Source organism: Paenibacillus sp. FSL H8-0283 (assembly GCF_045040675.1).
Lineage (GTDB): Bacteria > Bacillota > Bacilli > Paenibacillales > Paenibacillaceae > Paenibacillus > Paenibacillus amylolyticus.
Genome location: NZ_CP150295.1, coordinates 6,240,900 through 6,258,828, shown reverse-complemented (window position 1 = coordinate 6,258,828; position 17,929 = coordinate 6,240,900). Strand labels below are relative to the sequence as shown.

Annotated in this window: 25 protein-coding genes; all 25 read left to right on the top strand. The window is 45.2% G+C overall.

Features of this window, described 5'->3' with window-relative positions:
• The first annotated feature begins 113 nt into the window (after positions 1 to 113).
• The 25 genes from rpoC to rpsE all read left to right on the top strand — a co-directional run bounded on the left by rpoC (position 114) and on the right by rpsE (position 17,928).
• The gene (gene rpoC / locus MHI52_RS27650) at positions 114 to 3,728 is read left to right on the top strand and encodes a DNA-directed RNA polymerase subunit beta' (protein ID WP_036607173.1); all 3,615 of its coding nucleotides are present in this window, start codon (positions 114 to 116) and stop codon (positions 3,726 to 3,728) included.
• 204 nt (positions 3,729 to 3,932) lie between these two features.
• Positions 3,933 to 4,184 carry a ribosomal L7Ae/L30e/S12e/Gadd45 family protein gene (locus MHI52_RS27645; protein WP_036607175.1) on the top strand — a complete coding sequence of 84 codons (252 nt, stop codon included), beginning with the start codon at positions 3,933 to 3,935 and terminating at the stop codon, positions 4,182 to 4,184.
• A 150-nt stretch (positions 4,185 to 4,334) separates the two neighbouring features.
• Positions 4,335 to 4,757 carry a 30S ribosomal protein S12 gene (gene rpsL, locus MHI52_RS27640; RefSeq protein WP_017692070.1) on the top strand — a complete coding sequence of 141 codons (423 nt, stop codon included), beginning with the start codon at positions 4,335 to 4,337 and terminating at the stop codon, positions 4,755 to 4,757.
• An 87-nt stretch (positions 4,758 to 4,844) separates the two neighbouring features.
• Positions 4,845 to 5,315: a 30S ribosomal protein S7 gene (rpsG, locus tag MHI52_RS27635; protein WP_017692071.1), complete on the top strand. Its 471-nt coding sequence runs from the start codon at positions 4,845 to 4,847 to the stop codon at positions 5,313 to 5,315.
• Positions 5,316 to 5,364: 49 nt separating this feature from the next.
• A complete protein-coding gene (fusA, locus tag MHI52_RS27630) occupies positions 5,365 to 7,443 on the top strand; it encodes an elongation factor G (RefSeq protein ID WP_036607177.1) in 2,079 nt (692 codons plus the stop codon).
• Between the two features lie 95 nt (positions 7,444 to 7,538).
• A complete protein-coding gene (gene tuf / locus MHI52_RS27625; RefSeq protein ID WP_017692073.1) occupies positions 7,539 to 8,729 on the top strand; it encodes an elongation factor Tu in 1,191 nt (396 codons plus the stop codon).
• Positions 8,730 to 9,165: 436 nt separating this feature from the next.
• A complete protein-coding gene (rpsJ, locus tag MHI52_RS27620) occupies positions 9,166 to 9,474 on the top strand; it encodes a 30S ribosomal protein S10 (RefSeq protein WP_017692074.1) in 309 nt (102 codons plus the stop codon).
• A gap of 46 nt (positions 9,475 to 9,520) precedes the next feature.
• Entirely contained in the window at positions 9,521 to 10,144 is a 624-nt protein-coding gene (gene rplC / locus MHI52_RS27615; protein WP_017692075.1) for a 50S ribosomal protein L3, read from the top strand.
• A 25-nt stretch (positions 10,145 to 10,169) separates the two neighbouring features.
• A complete protein-coding gene (gene rplD, locus MHI52_RS27610; protein WP_017692076.1) occupies positions 10,170 to 10,793 on the top strand; it encodes a 50S ribosomal protein L4 in 624 nt (207 codons plus the stop codon).
• Entirely contained in the window at positions 10,793 to 11,083 is a 291-nt protein-coding gene (gene rplW, locus MHI52_RS27605; protein WP_017692077.1) for a 50S ribosomal protein L23, read from the top strand. The genes rplD and rplW overlap by 1 nt, the downstream gene beginning before the upstream one ends.
• Before the next feature lie 30 nt (positions 11,084 to 11,113).
• The gene (gene rplB, locus MHI52_RS27600) at positions 11,114 to 11,944 is read left to right on the top strand and encodes a 50S ribosomal protein L2 (RefSeq protein WP_017692078.1); all 831 of its coding nucleotides are present in this window, start codon (positions 11,114 to 11,116) and stop codon (positions 11,942 to 11,944) included.
• Positions 11,945 to 12,015: 71 nt separating this feature from the next.
• Complete coding sequence (gene rpsS / locus MHI52_RS27595; RefSeq protein ID WP_017692079.1) at positions 12,016 to 12,294, top strand: 30S ribosomal protein S19; 279 nt, start codon at positions 12,016 to 12,018, stop codon at positions 12,292 to 12,294.
• A gap of 35 nt (positions 12,295 to 12,329) precedes the next feature.
• A complete protein-coding gene (gene rplV, locus MHI52_RS27590) occupies positions 12,330 to 12,662 on the top strand; it encodes a 50S ribosomal protein L22 (RefSeq protein WP_036607180.1) in 333 nt (110 codons plus the stop codon).
• Positions 12,663 to 12,677: 15 nt separating this feature from the next.
• Positions 12,678 to 13,343 (top strand): 30S ribosomal protein S3, encoded by a 666-nt coding sequence (rpsC, locus tag MHI52_RS27585; RefSeq protein ID WP_036607182.1) that lies wholly within the window; start codon positions 12,678 to 12,680, stop codon positions 13,341 to 13,343.
• A 2-nt stretch (positions 13,344 to 13,345) separates the two neighbouring features.
• Positions 13,346 to 13,780 carry a 50S ribosomal protein L16 gene (rplP, locus tag MHI52_RS27580; RefSeq protein ID WP_017692082.1) on the top strand — a complete coding sequence of 145 codons (435 nt, stop codon included), beginning with the start codon at positions 13,346 to 13,348 and terminating at the stop codon, positions 13,778 to 13,780.
• On the top strand, positions 13,770 to 13,967 hold the full coding sequence (gene rpmC / locus MHI52_RS27575) for a 50S ribosomal protein L29 (RefSeq protein ID WP_017692083.1): 198 nt from the start codon (positions 13,770 to 13,772) through the stop codon (positions 13,965 to 13,967). The genes rplP and rpmC overlap by 11 nt, the downstream gene beginning before the upstream one ends.
• Positions 13,968 to 14,015: 48 nt before the next feature.
• Positions 14,016 to 14,282, top strand: coding sequence for a 30S ribosomal protein S17 (gene rpsQ, locus MHI52_RS27570; RefSeq protein WP_017692084.1), 267 nt, complete (start codon positions 14,016 to 14,018; stop codon positions 14,280 to 14,282).
• A gap of 35 nt (positions 14,283 to 14,317) precedes the next feature.
• Entirely contained in the window at positions 14,318 to 14,686 is a 369-nt protein-coding gene (gene rplN, locus MHI52_RS27565; RefSeq protein WP_017692085.1) for a 50S ribosomal protein L14, read from the top strand.
• 39 nt (positions 14,687 to 14,725) lie between these two features.
• A complete protein-coding gene (gene rplX, locus MHI52_RS27560) occupies positions 14,726 to 15,079 on the top strand; it encodes a 50S ribosomal protein L24 (RefSeq protein WP_017692086.1) in 354 nt (117 codons plus the stop codon).
• A 32-nt stretch (positions 15,080 to 15,111) separates the two neighbouring features.
• The gene (gene rplE, locus MHI52_RS27555; RefSeq protein ID WP_017692087.1) at positions 15,112 to 15,654 is read left to right on the top strand and encodes a 50S ribosomal protein L5; all 543 of its coding nucleotides are present in this window, start codon (positions 15,112 to 15,114) and stop codon (positions 15,652 to 15,654) included.
• A 73-nt stretch (positions 15,655 to 15,727) separates the two neighbouring features.
• Positions 15,728 to 15,913: a type Z 30S ribosomal protein S14 gene (locus tag MHI52_RS27550; protein ID WP_013312154.1), complete on the top strand. Its 186-nt coding sequence runs from the start codon at positions 15,728 to 15,730 to the stop codon at positions 15,911 to 15,913.
• A 32-nt stretch (positions 15,914 to 15,945) separates the two neighbouring features.
• Positions 15,946 to 16,344, top strand: coding sequence for a 30S ribosomal protein S8 (gene rpsH, locus MHI52_RS27545; protein WP_017692088.1), 399 nt, complete (start codon positions 15,946 to 15,948; stop codon positions 16,342 to 16,344).
• 30 nt (positions 16,345 to 16,374) lie between these two features.
• Entirely contained in the window at positions 16,375 to 16,917 is a 543-nt protein-coding gene (rplF, locus tag MHI52_RS27540) for a 50S ribosomal protein L6 (RefSeq protein ID WP_017692089.1), read from the top strand.
• 117 nt (positions 16,918 to 17,034) lie between these two features.
• Complete coding sequence (gene rplR / locus MHI52_RS27535; RefSeq protein ID WP_017692090.1) at positions 17,035 to 17,403, top strand: 50S ribosomal protein L18; 369 nt, start codon at positions 17,035 to 17,037, stop codon at positions 17,401 to 17,403.
• A gap of 27 nt (positions 17,404 to 17,430) precedes the next feature.
• Positions 17,431 to 17,928 (top strand): 30S ribosomal protein S5, encoded by a 498-nt coding sequence (gene rpsE, locus MHI52_RS27530; protein WP_017692091.1) that lies wholly within the window; start codon positions 17,431 to 17,433, stop codon positions 17,926 to 17,928.
• Position 17,929: the final 1 nt, after the last annotated feature.

The following is a 17,929-nucleotide window of genomic DNA, read 5'->3' as shown; positions in this document are numbered from 1 at the left end:
ACCGCTTCGAGCGCATGATGACCGGCGTTTTTCATCAGGCTCACGTCTTGCTCCGGCTTCGGCCGGAGTGGGCGTAACCTAGATTACAGGAATTGGTTAAGGAGGGTTGCTCCTTGTTGGACGTCAACAATTTCGAATACATGAAGATCGGGCTTGCTTCCCCAGAGAAAATTCGTTCTTGGTCCCGCGGAGAAGTGAAAAAACCGGAAACGATCAACTATCGTACGTTGAAACCGGAAAAAGAAGGGCTGTTCTGCGAAAAGATTTTTGGCCCTACAAAAGACTGGGAATGTCATTGCGGTAAATACAAACGCGTCCGTTATAAAGGCGTTGTCTGTGATCGTTGTGGCGTTGAAGTAACACGTGCGAAAGTACGCCGCGAACGGATGGGCCACATTGAGCTCGCTGCTCCGGTATCGCATATCTGGTACTTCAAAGGTATTCCGAGCCGTATGGGTCTTGCTCTGGATATGTCTCCAAGATCTCTTGAAGAGATTATTTATTTTGCATCATATGTTGTAACTGATCCAGGAGAAACTCCACTGGAGAAAAAACAGCTGTTGTCCGAGAAAGAATACCGCAGCTACCGTGAAAAATACGGTTATGGTTTCCATGCTGGCATGGGCGCAGAAGCGGTTAAAAAATTACTTCAAGACCTTGACATAGACAAAGAGCTCGAGTTCCTGAAAGAAGAGCTCCGGACTGCGCAAGGACAACGTCGTAATCGTGCAATCAAACGTCTGGAAGTTATCGAAGCATTCCGCAACTCCGGCAACAAGCCAGAGTGGATGATCATGGATGTACTTCCTGTTATCCCGCCGGAACTTCGTCCAATGGTACAGTTGGATGGTGGACGTTTTGCAACGTCTGACCTGAATGACTTGTACCGTCGTGTAATCAACCGGAACAACCGTCTGAAACGTCTGCTTGATCTGGGCGCGCCAGATATTATCGTGCAAAATGAAAAACGGATGTTGCAGGAAGCTGTTGACGCATTGATCGATAATGGTCGTCGTGGACGCCCGGTAACGGGTCCTGGTAACCGTCCATTGAAATCTCTCAGCCACATGCTGAAAGGTAAACAAGGACGTTTCCGTCAAAACTTGCTCGGTAAACGGGTTGACTATTCTGGTCGTTCCGTTATCGTTGTTGGACCTTACCTGAAAATGTATCAGTGTGGTCTGCCAAAAGATATGGCACTTGAATTGTTCAAGCCTTTTGTTATGAAAGAGCTTGTAAATAAAGGGCTTGCCCACAACATCAAGAGCGCAAAACGTAAAGTTGAGCGTGTAAGTCCTGAAGTATGGGATGTTCTTGAAGAAGTAATCAAGGAGCATCCGGTTCTGTTGAACCGTGCCCCTACGCTTCACAGACTCGGTATTCAAGCATTTGAACCGATTCTCGTTGAAGGTAAAGCAATTCGTCTTCACCCGCTCGTATGTACGGCATACAATGCCGACTTTGACGGTGACCAAATGGCCGTGCACGTTCCGTTGTCCGCTGAAGCTCAAGCGGAAGCACGTATCCTGATGCTTGCATCGGGTAACATTTTGAACCCGAAAGACGGTAAACCGGTTGTTACTCCTTCCCAGGATATGGTGCTTGGTTCTTACTACCTTACTATGGATAACAAGGAAGAAAAGGGCACAGGTATGATCTTGCGTACAGTTAACGAAGCTGTATCGGCATACCAACGTGGTACTGCTGGTCTGCATGCGCGTGTAGCTATTCCTGTTAAGGCGCTTGGTAAAACAAGCTTTACGGAAGAACAACAAGAAGGAATGTTGCTGACAACTGTCGGTAAAATTATCTTCAATGAAATTTTCCCGGCAAGCTTCCCGTATATCAATGATGCGACTCGTGCTAACCTGTACCAAGGTACTGCAGATCACTCATTTGTATATGAAAAAGGTGCTGATCTCAGAGAAGCTATTATGAATGCTCCTCTGGCTGGCGGTGTCGGTAAAGAATACCTCGGCTCCATCATTGCACGTTGTTTTGAAATTTATCACACAACGGAAACAGCCGTTATTTTGGATAAAATCAAACAACTTGGTTTCACATACTCTACACGTGCCGGTATTACGGTTGCGGTATCTGATGTTATCGTTCCGCCTGAGAAGTTTGAAATTCTTAGACAATCTGAGGAAAAAGCACAAATCGTTACGAATCAGTACCGTCGTGGTCTGATTACGAATGAAGAGCGCTATGACCGTATCATTGATATCTGGTCAAAATCCAAAGATGACATCACTGAGATTCTGATGAAGTCCATGGATCGTTACAACTCGATCATGATGATGGTAGACTCCAAAGCACGGGGAAACAAATCGCAAATCACCCAATTGGGCGGTATGCGTGGTCTGATGGCCAACCCATCCGGTCGAATTATCGAACTCCCAATCAAATCGAACTTCCGTGAAGGTCTGACGGTACTCGAGTACTTTATCTCCACTCACGGAGCGCGTAAAGGTTTGGCGGATACAGCCCTGCGTACAGCCGATTCAGGTTACCTGACTCGTCGTCTCGTAGACGTAGCCCAAGACGTAATCGTGCGTGATGATGATTGTGGTACAGATAAAGGCTTTACGGTAAGTCGTATCCAGGATGGTAAAGAGGTTATCGAAGACCTCTACGACCGTATTGAAGGCAGATACTGCTTCGAGACTCTTCGTCATCCGGAAACGAAAGAAATCATTGTAGGTCGCAATGAATTGATTGACTCCGATAAAGCAGAAGCGATTATCAAAGCAGGTATTACTAAATTGCAAATCCGCTCCGTCCTCAGCTGCCGTGCAAGTCATGGTGTCTGCAAGAAGTGTTATGGTCGCAACCTCGCGACTGGTAAACACGTGGAGATTGGTGAAGCAGTTGGTATTATCGCAGCACAGTCCATTGGTGAGCCAGGAACACAGCTTACAATGCGTACGTTCCATACTGGTGGTGTAGCCGGAGACGATATTACGCAAGGTTTGCCACGTATCCAGGAGTTGTTCGAAGCTCGTAATCCTAAGGGTCAAGCAACGATCAGTGAAATCGATGGTGTGGTTAAAGAGATTCGCGAAGCGAAAGATCGTCGTGAAATCGAAATTCAAGGTGAAGCGGAATCCAAAGTATACGCCGTTACCTACGGTTCCCGTGTGCGCGTAAGCGAAGGCGCGGAAGTTGAAGCGGGTGACGAGTTGACAGACGGTTCCATTGATCCAAAAGAGATGTTACGGATTAAAGGCATACGTGGTGTACAAAACTACATTCTGCAGGAAGTACAACGCGTATATCGTAACCAAGGCGTAGAAATTAACGATAAGCACGTTGAAGTTATGATCCGTCAAATGCTGCGTAAAATCCGTATCGTAGATGCAGGAGATACAACGCTGTTGCCAGGATCGTTCGTGGATATGCATGAGTACGAAAGAGCTAACAAAATTGCGATTCTTAGTGATAAAGAGCCGGCGGTTGCTAAACCAATCCTGCTCGGTATTACGAAAGCATCCCTGGAAACAGACTCCTTCCTCTCGGCGGCTTCGTTCCAAGAAACTACACGTGTATTGACAGATGCAGCGATCAAAGGTAAAGTCGATCAGTTGCTCGGTCTGAAGGAAAATGTAATCATCGGTAAATTGATTCCTGCAGGTACAGGTATGCACCGTTATCGCAGCATCAAATTTGCTGAGCCAGAAGATGGCCAATCTTCAGTAGAAGAACTTGAGCCAGTTTCGGTTGATTAAATATATTTCTCCTCATTAGAGGAGAGTGAAAGTTTTGTGCGTCAGGAGACGGACGTTTGTATGATACAGGCGGACGAATCCTGATGTACGTAAACTTTTAAAAAAAGTTTTAGGATTAGCATTGACAATGCTTGCGCTAGATGCTAATATATCAAAGGTGCGTGGGCAGCTGATTGTACATGGTTCTATTCGGAGGAATACACAATGTCTAATGAAAAAGCCTTGCAAGATGCTCATGTCAAAATAGGTACCAAACAGACCATGCGGATGGTGCAGACAGGTATGGCTTCTGAAGTCTATGTCGCAGAAGATAGTGATCCGCAGCTTACTTCCAAAATCATTGCTTTGTGTGAACAACACAATGTGAAATGCACGAAAGTGGATACAATGAAAAATCTCGGCAAGGCTTGCGGGATTGGAGTAGGAGCAGCTATGGCTGCTGTCGTAAAATCATAGGGTAAGGAACGTTTTTGTCCGAGAACTTTTAAGGATTCTCCAAGGCAAAAACTTTTCATTTGTCTTTTTATGAACCGCCTGGGTCTGTGGACTTAGTGCAAAGAGGTTTATAAAGAAACATGAATATTTGAGGAAGGGGGTGGCAATCACATGCCAACTATTAACCAACTGGTTCGTAAAGGACGTCAAGCAAAAGTTGAGAAGTCAAAATCTCCAGCTTTGCAAAAAGGATTCAACGCTTTGAAACGTGAATCTACTAACATCAGTGCCCCACAAAAACGTGGTGTCTGCACTCGTGTAGGTACAATGACTCCACGTAAACCAAACTCTGCACTTCGTAAGTATGCCCGTGTTCGTTTGACGAACCGTCTCGAGGTTACTGCTTATATCCCGGGAATCGGACATAACCTTCAAGAGCACAGTGTGGTATTGATCCGCGGAGGTAAAGTTAAAGACCTTGCAGGAGTTCGTTATCACATCGTTCGTGGAGCTCTCGATACTGCTGGTGTAAACAACCGTATGCAAGCTCGTTCGAAATACGGCGCTAAACGTCCAAAAGCTAAAAAAGCCTAAACTATTATAGGCAGATAGCCTGAAAGCCTTCTGGTCTAAGTCTGGAAGGTACAGGATCTGCTGAACAAGAAAGAAAGGGGGATATCCATGCCACGCAAAGGTCCAGTTACGAAAAGAGACGTTCTGCCTGATCCGTTATATAACAGCAAGTTGGTTACTCGTTTAATCAACCGCATCATGATCGGCGGAAAACGCGGTGTTGCTCAAAGCATTCTGTATAATGCGTTCAAGTTGATTCAAGAACGTACGGGTAATGACCCTATGGAAGTATTTGAAGCAGCAATCAAGAACATCATGCCAGTCCTGGAAGTTAAAGCTCGCCGTGTCGGCGGTGCCAACTACCAAGTACCAATCGAGGTGAAACCAGAGAGACGTACTGCTCTGGGATTACGTTGGCTCGTGAACTACTCCCGCAACCGCGGTGAGAAAACAATGGAAGAGCGTTTGGCGGCTGAGATCATCGACGCTTCCAACAACACAGGCGCTTCCGTTAAAAAACGTGAAGATACGCACAAAATGGCTGAAGCGAACAAAGCGTTTGCTCACTACCGTTGGTAGGATTCAGTTCACAATAAAAAAACTTCAATTTTGAAGGGAGACCCATTTCATGGCTAGAGAGTTCTCCTTAAAAAATACACGTAATATCGGGATCATGGCTCATATTGATGCGGGTAAAACCACGACAACTGAGCGGATCCTGTTTTACACAGGACGTACGCACAAAATCGGTGAAGTACACGAAGGCGCTGCGACAATGGACTGGATGGAACAGGAACAGGAGCGCGGAATTACGATTACTTCCGCTGCAACTACCGCTGCTTGGAAAGGCCACCGCGTTAATATTATTGATACCCCGGGACACGTTGACTTCACTGTTGAAGTTGAACGTTCCCTTCGTGTATTGGACGGAGCAGTTGGTGTATTCAGTGCGAAAGAAGGCGTTGAGCCTCAGTCCGAAACCGTATGGAGACAGGCTGACAAGTACGGCGTACCTCGTATCGCATATGTAAACAAAATGGATATCATCGGTGCTGACTTCCTGAACGTTGTATCTGACATGCGTGATCGCCTTCAAGCGAACGCTGTTGCGATTCAACTTCCAATCGGCGCTGAAAATGATTTCAAAGGTATCATCGATATCGTTGCACAAAGAGCTCATATGTACAAAGATGACCTTGGTCAAGATATCGAAGAAACCGACATTCCTGCAGAGTTTGCAGATCAAGTTGAAGAACTTCGCAACGAGTTGATTGAGCGCGTTGCTGAACTGGATGAAGATTTGACAATGAAATACCTGGAAGGCGAAGAGATCACAATTGATGAGATCAAAACCGTACTCCGTAAAGGTGTTGTAGATGTTAAGATCTTCCCAGTTATCTGTGGATCCTCATATCGTAACAAAGGTGTTCAACTGATGTTGGATGCTGTTATCGACTACTTGCCAGCTCCAACAGATGTTGCATCGATCACGGGACATCTTGAAGATGGAACTGAAGCAATTCGTAAGTCATCCGATGAAGAGCCATTCTCCGCATTGGCATTCAAAATTATGACTGACCCTTACGTTGGTAAATTGACATTCTTCCGCGTATACTCTGGTGTTCTTCAATCCGGATCATATGTATTGAATGCCACTAAAAACAAACGTGAGCGTATCGGTCGTATCCTTCAAATGCATGCGAACAGCCGTCAAGAAATCACTGTAGTTTACTCCGGTGATATTGCAGCTGCCGTAGGTTTGAAAGATACAGGTACAGGTGATACACTATGTGATGAGAAAAATCCAGTTATCCTGGAGTCAATGAACTTCCCTGATCCGGTTATCGAAATCGCTGTTGAACCTAAAACCAAAGCTGACCAGGATAAACTGGGTGTTGCTCTCGGTAAGTTGACTGAAGAGGATCCAACTCTTCGTGCTCATACTGACGAAGAAACAGGCCAAACGATCTTGGCAGGTATGGGTGAGCTTCACCTTGATATCATCATCGACCGTATGCGTCGTGAGTTCAAGGTTGAAACTACTGTGGGTAAACCACAAGTAGCTTACCGTGAAACATTCCGTGCTCCAGCGCGCGTTGAAGGTAAATTCGTACGTCAATCCGGTGGTCGTGGTCAATACGGTCACGTATGGGTTGAATTCGAACCTCTCGAGCCGGGTACAGGCAGCCAGTTCGAAAGTAAGGTTGTCGGTGGTTCCGTACCAAGAGAATACATTCAACCTGCACTGTCAGGGATTGAAGAGCAAATGAAAAACGGCGTTATTGCAGGCTTCCCGCTTGTTGACGTTAAGGCTACAATCGTAGACGGATCTTACCATGATGTCGATTCCAATGAGATGGCATTTAAAATTGCCGGATCTATGGCGCTTAAAGCGGCTAAAGACAAGTGTAAACCAGTTCTGCTTGAGCCTATCATGAAAGTAGAAGTAACTGTTCCAGAAGAGTACATGGGTGACGTAATGGGTATGTTGAACTCCCGTCGTGGCCGCATCGAAGGTATGGATTCCCGTAGTGGAGCTCAAATCATCCGTGCTAAGGTACCTCTGTCTGAAATGTTTGGTTACTCTACAACTCTTCGTTCCGGTACTCAAGGACGCGGCGTATTCTCCATGGAACTCTCTCACTATGAAGAAGTTCCTAAGAGCATCGCTGAAGAAATCGTTGCCAAAACAAAAGGCACCGAGTAGTTTTCTCACACTGGATGCAAGTGCATAAGAATTAAATTCGGAGCACTTCATTCAGTGAAAACATAAAATTATAATTTTAAGGAGGCCACGTTCAAATGGCAAAGGCTAAATACGAACGTAATAAACCCCACGTTAACATCGGTACTATTGGTCACGTCGATCACGGTAAAACAACTCTGACTGCTGCAATCACAACTGTATTGTCCAAAACTTACGGTGGTGCTGCAATTGCATTCGACCAAATCGACAAAGCTCCAGAAGAGCGCGAACGCGGTATCACAATCTCCACATCACACGTTGAGTACGAAACTGACACTCGTCACTACGCTCACGTTGACTGCCCAGGTCACGCCGACTATGTTAAAAACATGATCACTGGCGCGGCTCAAATGGATGGAGCTATCTTGGTAGTATCCGCAGCAGACGGCCCAATGCCACAAACTCGTGAGCACATCTTGCTCTCCCGTCAAGTAGGCGTACCTTACATTGTTGTATTCTTGAACAAATGTGACATGGTTGAAGACGAAGAGTTGTTGGAATTGGTTGAGATGGAAGTTCGCGACCTTCTTAACGAATATGAGTTCCCAGGTGACGATACTCCAATCACTCGTGGATCCGCTCGTGAAGCTCTGGCAAACCCAGATGGCGAATGGGCTCAAAAAATCGTTGAGATGTTCAAAGAGATCGACACTTACATCCCACTGCCTGAGCGTCAAACTGACAAGCCTTTCTTGATGCCTGTCGAGGACGTATTCTCCATCACTGGTCGTGGTACTGTTGCTACTGGCCGTGTAGAGCGTGGTACTGTTAAAGTCGGCGAAGAGATCGAAATCGTTGGTATCACTGAAGAAACTAAAAAATCCGTTGTAACAGGCGTTGAGATGTTCCGTAAATTGTTGGATTCCGCTCAAGCGGGTGACAACATCGGTGCATTGTTGCGTGGTGTTGACCGTACTCAAATCGAGCGTGGTCAAGTACTTGCAAAACCAGGTTCTGTTAAGCCACACACAGAATTCACAGCTCAAATCTACGTTCTGACTAAAGAAGAGGGCGGACGTCACAAACCATTCTTCACTGGTTACCGTCCACAGTTCTACTTCCGTACAACTGACGTAACAGGCATCATCAACTTGCCTGAAGGTACTGAAATGGTAATGCCTGGTGATAACATCACTGTTACTGTTTCCCTGATCTCCCCAATCGCGATTGAAGAAGGAACTAAATTCTCCATTCGTGAAGGCGGACGTACAGTAGGTGCCGGTTCCGTAGCATCTATCCAAAAATAATTCGGCTTAACGCTGAATAAAGCATATGTAACAGTGTACTGGAACGAGTAACATTGTATTGTAACGAAGCTTCGGAAGAGTTCTTTATCCGACATCGGATAGAGAACTCTTTTATTATGTTTAAAGTTCGGAACCTGCGTCATACGAAATGAACATCATTTACGTGTTTAGAAGGATTGGCAAGGCAGCCTGGATATTGAAGATTAACACTGCAATAAACGAAGTCATTTCATCAGAAAAGATAAGTTTAAATGTTTTTCTTAAATATGCTTGCAATACGCCTATCTTTTCTATATAATAATGAATGTTGTTCTGTGACGTTGCGATGATGTGAGAGGTTACTGGCACACCCGGCCCCTTTGCCATGGGAGAGTGGCTAGAAAATTTTCACGGAGTATGTCCGATAAAAAATTGGGCGATAGAAGGAGGGACTAAAATGGCAAAGCAAAAAATTCGTATTCGTTTGAAAGCTTACGACCACAGAATTCTTGATCAATCCGCGGAGAAAATTGTTGAAACAGCAAAACGTTCGGGTGCTGGTGTATCCGGTCCGATTCCGCTTCCTACTGAAAAACAAATCATTACTATTCTTCGTGCGGTGCACAAGTACAAGGATTCTCGGGAACAATTCGAACAACGTACACATAAACGTTTGATCGACATCGTTAACCCGACTCCACAAACTGTGGATGCCTTGATGCGCTTGGATCTGCCGTCCGGTGTAGATATCGAAATTAAATTGTAATATAAGCTACAACAAAGACCATGTATAAAGGAAAAGAGGTGTCAACATGAAAGCAATCTTAGGAAAAAAACTCGGAATGACTCAAGTATTTACTCCTGAAGGTAACGTCGTTCCAGTAACGGTTATCGAAGCAGGCCCTTGTGTTGTTTTGCAAAAGAAAGACATTGAGAACGATGGCTACGAAGCAATTCAAATCGGTTACTCCGATAAGAAAGAGAAAAATGCTAACAAGCCAGAAGCAGGTCACGCTAAAAAAGCGAACACTGCCCCTAAGCGCTACGTTCGTGAAGTTCGCGGTATCAACATCGCAGAATATGAAGTTGGCCAAGAACTGAAAGCTGACATTTTCGCTGAAGGCGAATTCGTTGACGTAACGGGTATTTCTAAAGGTAAAGGTTTTGCCGGCGTTATCAAACGTTGGGGACAAAGCACTGGACCTATGTCACACGGTTCGCGTTACCACCGTGGCCCTGGTTCAATGGGTTCGATCCAAGCTAACCGCGTTCCTAAAGGCAAACGCCTGCCAGGACACATGGGACATGACACTATTACAATTCAACGTCTTGAAGTAGTTAAAGTAGACGCTGAGCGTAACGTGTTGCTCGTGAAAGGTTCCATTCCTGGACCGAAAAACAGTCTCATTAGAGTTAAAGAAACGGTGAAAAAATAACCACTGAAGAAAGGAGGAACACAAAATGCCAAAAGTATCAGTTTACAATGTAGATGGTAGCCAAGTAGGCGAAGTTGAATTGAATGATGCGGTTTTCGGAATTGAGCCGAACCAACACGTTCTGTACGATGCAGTTCTTATGCAACGCGCTTCCCTTCGTCAAGGTACCCACAAAGTAAAAGGACGTTCTGAAGTTCGTGGCGGTGGACGTAAGCCTTGGAAACAAAAAGGTACAGGTCGCGCTCGTCAAGGTTCAATTCGTTCACCACAATGGAAAGGCGGCGGTATCGTATTTGGTCCAACACCACGGAGCTATGCGTATAAACTGCCTAAAAAAGTTCGCCGCTTGGCGATCAAATCAGCCCTTTCATCCAAAGTGCTTGACAATGACATTATCGTTTTGGACGCTCTCACGTTGAGTACGCCTAAAACTAAAGAATTTGCAGCCATCTTGAGTAACCTCAAAGTGGGACGTAAAGCTTTGATCGTAGCTCCTAGCTATGATGATAATGTAGCTCTTTCCGCACGGAATATTCCAGGCGTGAAATTCGTAGCTGCTGACGGTATTAATGTTCTTGACGTGCTCTCGCACGACAAATTGATCATTACGAAAGAAGCAGTTCAGAAGGTAGAGGAGGTGCTCGCGTAATGAAGGATCCTCGTGATATTGTAAAACGTCCGATTATTACGGAACGTACTGCTGACATGATGAACGACTTGAAATATGTATTTGAAGTCGATATCCGTGCAAACAAAACCGAGATCAAAAAGGCAGTAGAAGCTATTTTCAATGTAAAAGTGAAAAACGTGAACACGCTTCGTGTTCCAGCTAAGCCGAAACGGTACGGACGTTATTCCGGATATACTAGCGAATGGAAAAAAGCGTTTGTAACGTTGACAAAAGACAGCAAAACGCTTGAGTTCTTTGAAACTGTATAATTGAATTTTTGAAGTAAGGAGGGAAACCCAGTGCCAATCAAAAAGTATAAACCAACATCCCCGGCAAGACGGAACATGTCCGTTTCTACATTTGAGGAAATCACCACAAATCAGCCGGAGAAATCGTTGTTGGCCCCGTTGAGCAAACAAGCAGGCCGCAACAACCAAGGTAAAATTACAGTTCGTCACCATGGTGGTGGACACAAACGTAAATACCGTATCATTGACTTCAAACGTACTAAAGATGGAATACCGGGCCGCGTTGCTACGATTGAGTATGACCCGAACCGTACATCCAACATCGCTCTGATTCACTATGCTGATGGTGAAAAGCGTTATATCATCGCTCCTAAAGGTTTGAAAGTTGGAGATCAAGTGTTCTCCGGACCTGAATCAGACATCAAAATCGGTAACGCACTGCCACTCGAAAACATTCCAGTAGGTACCGTTATCCACAACATCGAGTTGAAACCAGGTAAAGGCGGACAATTGGTTCGTGCTGCTGGTACAGAAGCTCAATTGCTTGGTAAAGAAGAAAAATACGTTTCCGTTCGTCTCTCTTCCGGAGAAGTTCGTCGTATTTTGAAAGTTTGCCGCGCGACAATCGGATCTGTAGGTAACCAAGACCACGAGCTCATCAAAATCGGTAAAGCCGGTCGTAGCCGTTGGTTGGGTAAACGTCCTGAGGTTCGTGGTGTAGTAATGAACCCTAACGATCACCCACACGGTGGTGGTGAAGGTCGTGCTCCAATCGGACGTAAATCGCCAATGTCACCATGGGGTAAACCTACACTTGGTTACAAAACGCGTAAGAAAAATAAAGCTTCTGATAAATACATCATTCGCCGCCGCACGAAGTAATACACACTGTGCATAACTTCGTGAGGCATCTGCGGATGCATAATAGCTATGTTTGAAGGGAGGATCTCCACATGGGTCGCAGTTTGAAAAAAGGGCCATTCATTGATGGCTACATGCTTAAAAAGGTAGAAGAGATGGAAGCTTCAGGTAAGAAGAATGTGATCAAAACCTGGTCCCGTCGTTCTACAATTTTCCCGCAATTCATCGGACACACATTTGGCGTTTACGATGGTCGTAAACACGTGCCAGTGTATGTAACTGAGGACATGGTCGGACACAAACTGGGTGAGTTCGCTCCAACCCGTACGTACAAAGGCCATACTGCTGATGATAAGAAAACAAGAAGATAAATGAATATCTTTAATGTTTGAAAGGAGGTTACACAATGGAAGCAAAAGCACATGCTAAGTTTATCCGGATTGCTCCTCGTAAAGCTCAACTCGTTGTTGACTTGATTCGTGGCAAGCAAGTAGGTGAGGCGGTTGCCATTCTCCGTCACACTCCGAAATCTGCTTCTCCAATCGTTGAGAAGTTGCTTAACTCCGCTATTGCGAATGCGGAACATAACTATTCTTTGGATGTTAACAAATTGGTTATCTCGCAAGCTTACGTGAACCAAGGACCGACAATGAAGCGTTTCCGCCCTCGTGCAATGGGACGTGCAAGTCGTATTAACAAACGTACTAGCCACATTACTTTGGTGGTATCTGAGAAGTAGAAGGAGGGGAAATGTGTGGGCCAAAAGGTAAATCCAGTCGGACTCCGTGTCGGAATTATCCGTGACTGGGAATCTAAGTGGTATGCAGGCAAAGACTTCGGTGATCTTTTGATGGAAGACGTGAGAATTCGTGAATTCCTGAAAAATAAATTGAAAGACTCCGCTTTATCTCGTGTAGAAATTGAGAGAGCGGCTAACCGCGTAAACGTAACGATTCACACTGCTAAACCAGGTATGGTTATTGGTAAGGGTGGTTCGGAAGTTGAAAATCTTCGTAACCAAATTACGAAAATTGCTGGCGGTAAAAAAGTACACATCAACATTTCTGAAATTAAGAACCAAGACTTGGACGCTGTTCTTGTAGCTGAAAGCATTGCACAACAATTGGAACGTCGTGTTTCTTTCCGTCGTGCTCTGAAACAAGCAATTCAAAGAACTATGCGCTCCGGTGCTAAAGGTATCAAAACTCAAGTAGGCGGACGTCTTGGCGGTGCTGAGATCGCACGTTCTGAAGGCTACAGCGAAGGAACTGTTCCACTGCACACACTGCGTGCTGACATTGACTACGGTACAGCAGAGGCTCATACTACTTACGGACTTATCGGCGTAAAAGTATGGATCTATCGTGGAGAGGTTCTTCCTACGGCTAAGAAACAAGCTGCTAAGGAAGGAGGCAACTAATCATGTTGGTACCAAAACGCGTAAAACACCGTAAGCAACAACGTGGACATATGAAAGGCCAAGCTAAAGGCGGAACGACTCTGAACTTTGGCGAATACGGTCTGCAAGCTACGGAACCGGCTTGGATTACGAACCGTCAAATCGAAGCGGCTCGTATTGCGATGACTCGTTACATCAAACGTGGTGGTAAAGTTTGGATCAAAATTTTCCCAGACAAACCAATCACTCAAAAGCCTCTCGAGGTTCGGATGGGTAGCGGTAAAGGTAACGTAGAAAAATGGGTTGCAGTAGTGAAACCAGGTAAGATCATGTTTGAACTTGCTGGTGTACCGGAGGAAATTGCACGCGAAGCAATGCGTCTTGCCGCTCACAAACTGCCAATCAAAACGAAGTTCGTGAAACGTGAAGAATTGGGTGGTGAAGCAAATGAAAGCTAGTGAATTTCGCAACCTAACCTCTGCTGAAATCGAGCAAAAGATTGCCGGATTTAAAGAAGAACTCTTTAACCTCCGCTTTCAATTAGCTACCGGTCAGCTGGATAACCCGACTCGCATCCGTGATGTGCGGAAAGAAATAGCTCGTGCTAAAACCATTATCCGTGAGAGAGAATTGGGAATCGGTTAATTAGGGATAGGATGGACAATCCGTCCGTAATCAGGAAGGAGGCCAACAATGAGCGAAGAACGTAACGCACGTAAAGTGCAAACTGGTAAAGTGGTCAGCGATAAAATGGACAAAACGATTGTTGTTGCTGTAGAAACTTACAAAAAACACAACTTGTACCATAAACGCATTAAGGTTACTAAAAAATTCAAAGCGCATGACGAAGAAAACACTGCGAAAATCGGTGACACGGTGAAAATCATGGAGACTCGTCCGCTTTCGAAAGATAAACGCTGGAGACTTACTGAAATCGTAGAAAAAGCGGTTATCATCTAATGCATCAGCAGCATTGCTGAAAGGAGGAATACTAAATGATTCAACCATTTACACGTTTGACTGTGGCCGACAACTCCGGTGCGAAGGAACTGATGTGTATCCGCGTACTCGGCGGTACGGGACGTCGTACAGCTCAAATCGGTGATCTGATCGTTTGTTCTGTTAAACAAGCAACACCAGGCGGCGTTGTCAAAAAAGGTGATGTAGTTAGAGCGGTTGTCGTTCGTACGAAACGTTCTGTACGTCGTAAAGACGGTTCCTACATCGGTTTTGATGAAAATGCAGCGGTTGTTGTAAAAGACGACAGAAGCCCACGTGGAACACGTATTTTCGGACCAGTTGCTCGCGAACTTCGCGATAAAGACTTCATGAAAATCGTTTCCTTGGCTCCAGAAGTTATCTAAAGCTTAATCTCGTGATGTTAGAAACAGGAGGTGTACGAAATGCCAAGAGTGAAAAAAGTTCTGGAATCCCATAACAACAAACTTCACGTTAAAAAGGAAGATACGGTTATGGTGATCAGCGGTAAAGACAAAGGTAAAAAAGGCCGTGTCATCGCTGCTTATCCTCGTGAGAACCGCGTCCTTGTGGAAGGTGTTAACATGGTGAAAAAACACCAGAAGCCTAACCAGCAAAATCCGCAAGGCGGCATTATCGAGAAGGAAGCTCCGATTCACGTTTCCAACGTAATGCACATCGATCCGAAGAGCGGAAAAGTAACCCGTGTAGGTTACAAAGTTTTGGATAACGGTAAGAAAGTGCGCGTTGCTAAACGTTCCGGAGAAATTATCGACTAATTGAACCGAATGAGAAAGGAGGGCTATGATTCATGGCATCAAGAATGAAAGAACGTTACCTGCAAGAAATCGCTCCTGCTTTGATGCAGAAGTTTAACTATACAACGGTAATGCAAGTGCCGAAAATCGAGAAAATCGTTATCAACATGGGTGTGGGCGACGCTGTCCAAAACTCTAAAGTGTTGGATTCTGCAGTAAACGATTTGCAACTGATCGCGGGTCAAAAACCTGTAATCACTCGTGCTAAAAAATCTATCGCAGGTTTCAAACTGCGTGAGAATATGCCTATCGGTGCGAAAGTTACATTACGCGGTGAGCGTATGTACTTCTTCCTAGATAAGCTGCTCAACGTAACGCTTCCTCGTGTCCGCGACTTCCGCGGTGTATCGAGTAATGCTTTCGATGGACGTGGTAACTATACACTGGGTCTGAAAGAGCAATTGATCTTCCCGGAGATCGAATACGATAAAGTTGATAAAGTCCGCGGTATGGATATTGTCATTGTAACAACGGCGAAAACAGACGAAGAGTCCCGTGAATTGCTTACGCAAATGGGAATGCCTTTCGTTAAGTAATGTTGGCATAACGTTTCCGGGTGTCTGGAAAGACTCCCTTTTCTCCGAAATTATTTAGGAGGTGTCAGGCTAAGTGGCAAAAACTTCGATGAAAGTTAAACAACAACGTACACCTAAGTTTAAAGTACGTGCATATACACGCTGTGAGCGTTGCGGACGTCCACATTCGGTCCTGCAAAAGTTCAAAATTTGCAGAATTTGTTTCCGTGAATTAGCTTATAAAGGCCAGATCCCTGGCGTGAAAAAAGCAAGCTGGTAAAAAGTCCTGAACGGGAAGGAGGTTAACTCACAATGACTATGTCTGATCCAATTGCAGATATGCTTACTCGTATTCGTAACGCGAACACTGTTCGTCACGAAACGGTAGAAATGCCTGCTTCAACAATGAAAAAACAAATCGCTGATATCCTGAAGCGTGAAGGTTTCATCCGTGACGCTGAAGTTATCGATGATAACAAACAAGGGATTATCCGTGTTTTCCTGAAATACGGTCAAAATAACGAGCGCGTTATCACTGGTCTGAAAAGAATCAGTAAACCTGGTCTTCGTGTTTACACGAAAAGCAACGAAGTACCTCGTGTACTTGGTGGCCTGGGAATCGCGATCATCTCGACATCTAAAGGTATCATGACGGACAAAGAAGCTCGTCAATCGAAATCCGGCGGAGAAGTCGTTTGCTACGTTTGGTAATATAACGTCACAAGATAGGAGGTGCAACATATGTCTCGTATTGGTCGCAAACCAATCACAGTACCAAGTGGTGTAGACATCACCCTGGACAACACCGTTATTACGGTAAAAGGACCTAAAGGAACTTTGACTCGTGAGCTTCATAAAGACATGAAGGTTACAGTTGAAAATAACGAAATCACAGTTGTGCGTCCTTCCGATAACAAAACTCACCGTTCTTTGCACGGCACAACGCGTAGCGTTGTAAACAATATGGTGAGCGGCGTTACTGAAGGATTCGCGAAATCTCTGGAATTGGTTGGGGTCGGATATCGTGCAAGCAAATCCGGAGATAAAATCGTTCTGAACGTTGGTTACTCTCACCCGGTTGAAATTACACCGGAAGCGGGAATCGAATTCGAAGTACCTTCGAATACAAAAATCATCGTTCGCGGAATTGACAAAGAGCGTGTAGGTGCTTACGCTGCTAAAATCCGTTCCGTACGTGAACCTGAGCCGTACAAAGGTAAAGGTATTAAATATGAAGGCGAGCGTATCATCCGTAAGGAAGGTAAAGCCGGTAAGAAGAAATAAGATTTCTCTTACCGCCTTTGCGCGGCTTTCGGCTTGCTTGCTTCGTGTGTTTCTAATATACCCCGTGGCTTCTGCTTTGAAGCCAGCGAGGTAACCTGAAAGGAGTGAATCTTTGAGATGATTACGAAACCAGATAAAAATAAGGCTCGTCTGAAAAGACACCTTCGTGTTCGTAAGAAAATCCAAGGAACGGCAGCACGTCCTCGTTTGAACGTATTCCGTTCTGGTAAACATATGTATGCTCAAATCATCGATGATGTTGCTGGTGTAACAATCGCTTCCGCGTCTACCGTAGACAAAGAATTGAGCACTGACATCAAAAATGGTGCATCTGTTGAATCAGCTCGTAAAGTTGGCGAACTCGTTGCTAAACGTGCGAAAGACAAAGGTGTTTCCAACATCGTATTTGACCGTAGCGGTTATCTGTACCATGGTCGTATCGCAGCATTGGCTGAAGCGGCTCGTGAAGCAGGACTTGAGTTTTAAGATATTTTTCAAAAGGAGGTTAACGACTTGCGTGTAGATCCGAATACTTTGGAACTGACTGAAAGAGTTGTAAATATTAATCGCGTAGCTAAAGTAGTAAAAGGCGGACGCCGTTTCAGCTTTAGCGCACTGGTTGTAGTCGGCGACGGCAACGGCTGGGTTGGAGCTGGTATCGGTAAAGCGGGCGAAGTACCTGATGCAATTCGCAAAGGTATTGAAGACGCTAAGAAAAACCTTGTACACGTTCCACTCGTAGGAACATCGATTCCTCACTTGGTAACAGGTAAGTTCGGCGCAGGACGCGTGCTGTTGAAACCAGCATCTGAAGGTACTGGTGTTATCGCTGGTGGTCCTGTACGTGCGGTTCTCGAACTTGCTGGTGTAGGTGACATTTTGACAAAATCTCTGGGTTCTTCGAATTCCATGAACATGGTCAATGCGACTTTGGAAGGTTTGTCCCGTTTGAAGCGTGCTGAAGACGTGGCTAAACTGCGCGGAAAATCCGTCGAAGAGCTTCTGGGTTAAG